Source organism: Streptococcus lactarius, from assembly GCF_016642265.1.
GTDB classification, from domain to species: domain Bacteria; phylum Bacillota; class Bacilli; order Lactobacillales; family Streptococcaceae; genus Streptococcus; species Streptococcus lactarius.
Genome location: NZ_MRXX01000002.1, coordinates 1 through 5,382, shown reverse-complemented (window position 1 = coordinate 5,382; position 5,382 = coordinate 1). Strand labels below are relative to the sequence as shown.

Sequence of the window (5,382 nt, the reverse complement as noted above, 5' to 3'; positions counted from 1 at the left end):
CAGCATTTGCTTCTGTAACTGTTCCAGTAGTTGGAGCAGTTACTCCTGGGATAGAAGGAACTTTAGTAGCTGCATAAGAAACGCTAGCGATTGCTGACAATGCTAATACACTTGTTAATAAAACTTTTTTCATAATAGTTTTATCTCCTTTTTCATATTTAGTATAGATTACTCTACAGTGAACATTTTATACATATATGTTGGGTTTGTCAAGTATTTTTTTCGATATAACGCTGCAATATCAATAAATTAATTTTAAAATTAGGTCTATTTGATCTCTAAAATTACGATTTAGTAACATATTATACTCATCTATTAGAATTGTTCGGTTTTTGGAAACTTTTACTTAATCGTTTCTCTATGAAATAGACCGAACTTCCCTAATTTCACCAGTTTCCTCTTCTTTTTCACTCCAATTATTCCCTATTTTACCGCACGATTTTTGGGCAGAGTCTTCTTCGGCAAACTTGGATCTGCCTTGCTTTCTAGTTTTTGAGCCGCTTGAATCAGTTCTTTTCGCTTCTTTTCATTTTTAACTTTTTGCCACCACTGTTTGATTCCCATTTGTATTTCTCCTGTATAAAAGAGGCCAGAAACCCAGCCTCCTCATTCTTAACTTTTTTTCGCATTTCCCGTTTCAAATAAAGGTGAAAGAGGACGATTTTCATGGATGCGAACGATCGCTTCAGAAAGAAGCTTCGCAATCGAAATTTGCTCGATCTTGTCAATCAAGCGATCCTTCGGCAGATAAATCGTATCCAAAACAACCAACTTCTTGATCGCAGACTTCTGAATATTGTCCATAGCAGGCCCTGATAAAACCGGATGCGTACAGCTTGCATAAACCTCTACAGCTCCTGCTTCTGCAAGGGCATCTGCTGCATGACAGATCGTACCAGCAGTATCAATCATATCATCAATCAAAATACAAGTCTTACCTTCAACACTCCCAATGATGTTCATGACTTCACTCGTATTCATCTTATCGACACTCCGGCGTTTATCAATAATGGCAATCGGTGTCTTCAAGAATTCCGCCAACTTCCGAGCACGAGTCACACCACCATGGTCTGGACTAACAACAACATAGTCCTTTCCAATCATTCCACGACGTTCAAAAAAATCGGCGATCAATGGAGCTCCCATCAAGTGGTCAACTGGAATATCAAAGAAGCCTTGAATTTGTGCTGCGTGCAAATCAATGGTCAAGAGGCGATCAACACCAGCAACTTCAAGCATATTCGCAACCAACTTAGAAGTGATTGGTTCACGAGCCCGAGCTTTCCGGTCTTGACGAGCATAGCCGTAATACGGCATCACCACATTAATCGATTGCGCACTAGCACGTTTCAACGCATCTACCATAATCAAAATTTCCATTAGATTATCATTAACCGGTGAGCTAGTGGATTGTAAAATATAAACATCTTTCCCACGGATTGATTCCTCAATATTAACCTGAATTTCTCCATCAGAAAATTGACGAACCGTTGACTTTCCAAGCGGTAGTCCCATCTCATGAGAGACACGTTGGGCCAATTCTTGATTTGACGACAAAGCAAAGAGCATTAAATCAGAAAATGACATGATTTCCTCCAGTAAAATCTAAAAACCATATTGTACAGTCAGCACAAATTTCTCCTACCACCATTTTATCGCTTTTTAAACAAATATTCAAATATTAATTTATGGAAAATACAAAAGAAAGAAGCTATCAAAAAAAGAAGCAGAACCTTTGTTCTGCTTCATGATAATTCTTAATTTGGATAGATATAAGTAACAGTACCTTGAGCATTGACTGGGTTAAACCATCCACGGTAGTTTCCAATACTACGAATTCCTAAATAGTTAGATTCAGAAACTTGGATGCTTGTTGTAGATTGAACAGCAGTAACGACTGCTACGTGTCCATATCCACCATCATTCCAACATGCGATAGCCCCAACTTGTGGTTGAGATCCTGTACGGAATCCAGCCGCTGCTGCACTTGCTGCCCATTGACCACCGTTACCCCAGTAATCGCCAGCCCATGGAGCTAAAACTTTCGCACCCCAAGTACATTCACCTACTGGGTAAGAAGACGCAGATGAGCTGTAGGTAGGACGAGAAGTAGTAGCTGCTGGAGCTGCTGCTACTGTTTGAGTCGTTGCTTGAGCTGCTGGAGCTGCTGGAGCTCCAGATGCTGCAGGAGTTTGAGCTGCCGCTTGTACTTGTGCTTGAAGAGTTGTGTTAGCCGAAGCTTTCACAGCTGCTTGTTGTTCTTTTTGTTTTGCACGGTAAGCCGCTTCTGCTGCTGCCGCCGCTGCCGCTGCTTTTTCAGCCTCAGCTTTTTGTTGTACTAACGCATTTTTTTCATTTTCAGCAGTTGATTTTTCGGCTGCCAAGTTCAGTTGCGCAACTTTCAATTCAGCTTCTTTTGTAGTCAAAGCCTGCGCATCATCATCTAATTGTTGCTTGTTAGCAATTACAGTGTTGATCGCATCGTTGTTTTCTTTTTGTTTTTTCGCAATCTCTTCTTTATCACGTTTTTGCTCTTGCAACATTTTGTTGTTAGCATCAGCAATTTCGTTCATAGCAGAAATGCGTGAAATAGCTTCAGTCAAAGAACCAGAGCTAACGATTGCATTGATATAGCTTGTTGCAGTTCCAGTTGTTTGAGCGCTACGTGCTTGATTTGCAAGTGATTCTTGACGAGCAACAATATTTTTTGATAACTCATCAATCTCAGCAGACAATTTTTCAGATTCGTCATTCAAACGATCATTTTCAGCTTGAAGATCTGCTTGTTGTTTCTTGATTTCAGATACTTGGCCTTGAATTTGATCTACTTGAGCTTGCGCACTTTGTTGTTGTTGATTAATACTATTGATTTTGTTGTCTTGAGCAGCAATCTTATCGTCTGTAGAGTCTGCTGACACACCAGCTACTACAGCTACTTGTGCTAAAGCAACAGTACTCAATAAGATTGTGGCAAATAATTTTTTCTTCATTTAAAATTTTCCCTTCTTAAATAAGACACTAACTAGTATAACAAATTTTTTCAAATTTTATGTTACGCTATTGTTACATTTTTATTTCGACTTTATAAATAAACCTTTTCAAGTAATGGTTGAAGTCCAATATACAATAGAAAATTCAATAATAAACTAGGAGCAACTTCATAAACAATCACAGAAATACCATTAAAGTGAATTCCAATAATGAAGATTTCTAAAAGGCTAGCCAATAATTGAAAGGCCAAAATCGTTAGTAAGAAGGTGAAAAAACGAGTTAAGCGGTTGACCAAAACAATTTGATTATAATGCGAATACACTAACTGCAATAAAGGAAAGAGCAGAAAAGCAATTCCAAGGGTATGAAGAAAATAAACGTCAAAACAAAACCCAAAGAAAATAGCCCACCAAATACTAGCCATTTCAGAAAAATAAAGACTCAAGACCATAAAGCCATAGAAAAACAAAAAAGATGTCGACGTAAAAGAAGATGGAATAAAACGCGAAACAATAAAAGAAATTTGCCCATCCACAAACAAGGAAAGAAATAACAATATAGGAAAGAAATAGTGTTTTCTTAATACTTTCACATTATTCTCCAATCAATAGCACATATCGCTCAACATCCAAATTTGCTTTTGGTTTGACTCGAATTTCTTGTCCCAGCTGATCGGATGATTTTTTAACTGATGTCACCGTACCAACTGGTAAATCACTACTTTTATAGTTTCCCAAACCACTTGTTGAAACAACAGATCCCTTCTTAATGTCGACCGTTTCTCCAATTTGCAACAAACGAAACTCGCCCGTCTTATCGTCAAAACCACTAAGTAAAGCAAAAATTGATTGACCTTGTCCATCAATCTTCAATGTCAAATGTTGAGAAGCTATATCATTCCCAACAAGCAACTTGACATTACTGGAATGACTTTCCACCGTTTCAACAATTCCAATCACACCACCAGAAGCAAGGACAAACATAGAATCTGAAACACCATCCGAACTCCCCTTATCAATCACAAATTCCTGATCCCAAGAACTATAATTTCGATCCACAATCTCCCCAATCAACTGCTTTGAAGAAGATGTAGTATCTTTTATATCCAAAAGACTCTTTAACTCTTTATTTTCCGCAGAAAGTCGATCAAGTTTCGAACGATCCACATCATTCTGGTACAAACTGGATTTCAAACTAGCATTTTCATTATAAACATGAGCTAAATTTTTTAGATCATTAGCCTTCGATTCTACTTTTACAAATGGTAACGAAACAGCCCTATCCACAACAGCCAATCCATCTGCCGATTTGGAAACAATCGTTTTACGAATAGATGGAAATAAAAACAATAAAGCAGAAGACACAAGAACGAATAAAAAAGAAACTATTTTCAAAAAACGATGTAAAGCCATAGTGAAAAACCTTCAAAAAGATATAAAAAATAGCCTGAGACAAAATCTCAAACTTCAAAACTATACGGAGAATGGGGGATTCGAACCCCCGCGCCAGTTACCCGACCTAACGATTTAGCAAACCGTCCTCTTCAGCCTCTTGAGTAATTCTCCTAAATGGGCACGAGTGGACTCGAACCACCGACCTCACGCTTATCAGGCGTGCGCTCTAACCACCTGAGCTACGCGCCCAAGTTAAAAAACTTGGTAATTGAACAATGTTCAAAGCGGGTGACGAGAATCGAACTCGCGACAACAGCTTGGAAGGCTGTAGTTTTACCACTAAACTACACCCGCTTAGTATTAAAAGAAATGGCGCGAGACGGAATCGAACCGCCGACACATGGAGCTTCAATCCATTGCTCTACCAACTGAGCTACCGAGCCAAATTGCGGGAGCAGGATTTGAACCTACGACCTTCGGGTTATGAGCCCGACGAGCTACCGAGCTGCTCCATCCCGCGTTAATATGAATAAGGAGGATGTGGGATTCGAACCCACGCACGCTTTTACACGCCTGACGGTTTTCAAGACCGTTCCCTTCAGCCGGACTTGGGTAATCCTCCAAGATAACAATGGACCTTGTAGGACTTGAACCTACGACCACTCGGTTATGAGCCGAGAGCTCTAACCAGCTGAGCTAAAGGTCCAACAAGATCAACAATATAGCGGCGAAGGGGATCGAACCCCCGACCTCCCGGGTATGAACCGGACGCTCTAGCCAGCTGAGCTACACCGCCATAATATCGGGAAGACAGGATTCGAACCTGCGACACCTTGGTCCCAAACCAAGTACTCTACCAAGCTGAGCTACTTCCCGATCTAAAGCTTTCGCCTTATGCACCCTAGAGGAGTCGAACCTCTAACCGCCTGATTCGTAGTCAGGTACTCTATCCAGTTGAGCTAAGGGTGCCCATTCCTATTCTGCTTTACATAGTCTT

5 protein-coding genes and 10 tRNA genes are annotated in these 5,382 nt (G+C 40.0%); all 15 read right to left on the bottom strand.

Annotated features, from left to right (window positions below):
• Nucleotides 1–423: 423 nt before the first annotated feature.
• Nucleotides 424–564 (bottom strand): hypothetical protein, encoded by a 141-nt coding sequence (locus BTU61_RS01700; protein ID WP_187539444.1) that lies wholly within the window; start codon nucleotides 562–564, stop codon nucleotides 424–426.
• A gap of 48 nt (nucleotides 565–612) precedes the next feature.
• The gene (locus BTU61_RS01695; protein WP_200772077.1) at nucleotides 613–1,587 is read right to left on the bottom strand and encodes a ribose-phosphate diphosphokinase; all 975 of its coding nucleotides are present in this window, start codon (nucleotides 1,585–1,587) and stop codon (nucleotides 613–615) included.
• A gap of 170 nt (nucleotides 1,588–1,757) precedes the next feature.
• Nucleotides 1,758–2,990: a peptidoglycan hydrolase PcsB gene (gene pcsB / locus BTU61_RS01690; RefSeq protein WP_200772076.1), complete on the bottom strand. Its 1,233-nt coding sequence runs from the start codon at nucleotides 2,988–2,990 to the stop codon at nucleotides 1,758–1,760.
• Between the two features lie 92 nt (nucleotides 2,991–3,082).
• Complete coding sequence (gene mreD, locus BTU61_RS01685) at nucleotides 3,083–3,583, bottom strand: rod shape-determining protein MreD (protein WP_200772075.1); 501 nt, start codon at nucleotides 3,581–3,583, stop codon at nucleotides 3,083–3,085.
• Nucleotide 3,584: 1 nt separating this feature from the next.
• Entirely contained in the window at nucleotides 3,585–4,403 is an 819-nt protein-coding gene (gene mreC, locus BTU61_RS01680; RefSeq protein WP_200772074.1) for a rod shape-determining protein MreC, read from the bottom strand.
• 65 nt (nucleotides 4,404–4,468) lie between these two features.
• Nucleotides 4,469–4,556 (bottom strand) — tRNA-Ser (locus BTU61_RS01675).
• A 4-nt stretch (nucleotides 4,557–4,560) separates the two neighbouring features.
• A tRNA-Ile gene (locus BTU61_RS01670) sits at nucleotides 4,561–4,634 on the bottom strand.
• Nucleotides 4,635–4,668: 34 nt separating this feature from the next.
• Nucleotides 4,669–4,739, bottom strand: a tRNA-Gly gene (locus BTU61_RS01665).
• 16 nt (nucleotides 4,740–4,755) lie between these two features.
• Nucleotides 4,756–4,828 (bottom strand) — tRNA-Phe (locus tag BTU61_RS01660).
• A 3-nt stretch (nucleotides 4,829–4,831) separates the two neighbouring features.
• Nucleotides 4,832–4,905: transfer RNA gene (locus tag BTU61_RS01655), tRNA-Met, on the bottom strand.
• Between the two features lie 12 nt (nucleotides 4,906–4,917).
• A tRNA-Ser gene (locus BTU61_RS01650) sits at nucleotides 4,918–5,007 on the bottom strand.
• Nucleotides 5,008–5,017: 10 nt separating this feature from the next.
• Nucleotides 5,018–5,091: transfer RNA gene (locus BTU61_RS01645), tRNA-Ile, on the bottom strand.
• A gap of 16 nt (nucleotides 5,092–5,107) precedes the next feature.
• Nucleotides 5,108–5,181, bottom strand: a tRNA-Met gene (locus BTU61_RS01640).
• 6 nt (nucleotides 5,182–5,187) lie between these two features.
• A tRNA-Pro gene (locus tag BTU61_RS01635) sits at nucleotides 5,188–5,261 on the bottom strand.
• Between the two features lie 19 nt (nucleotides 5,262–5,280).
• Nucleotides 5,281–5,354, bottom strand: a tRNA-Arg gene (locus tag BTU61_RS01630).
• Nucleotides 5,355–5,382: the final 28 nt, after the last annotated feature.

Coding starts and splice junctions, on each gene's coding strand:
- BTU61_RS01700 (WP_187539444.1), bottom strand. CDS start 564: ATGGGAATCAAACAGTGGTGGCAAAAAGTTAAAAATGAAAAGAAGCGA.
- BTU61_RS01695 (WP_200772077.1), bottom strand. CDS start 1,587: ATGTCATTTTCTGATTTAATGCTCTTTGCTTTGTCGTCAAATCAAGAA.
- pcsB (WP_200772076.1), bottom strand. CDS start 2,990: ATGAAGAAAAAATTATTTGCCACAATCTTATTGAGTACTGTTGCTTTA.
- mreC (WP_200772074.1), bottom strand. CDS start 4,403: ATGGCTTTACATCGTTTTTTGAAAATAGTTTCTTTTTTATTCGTTCTT.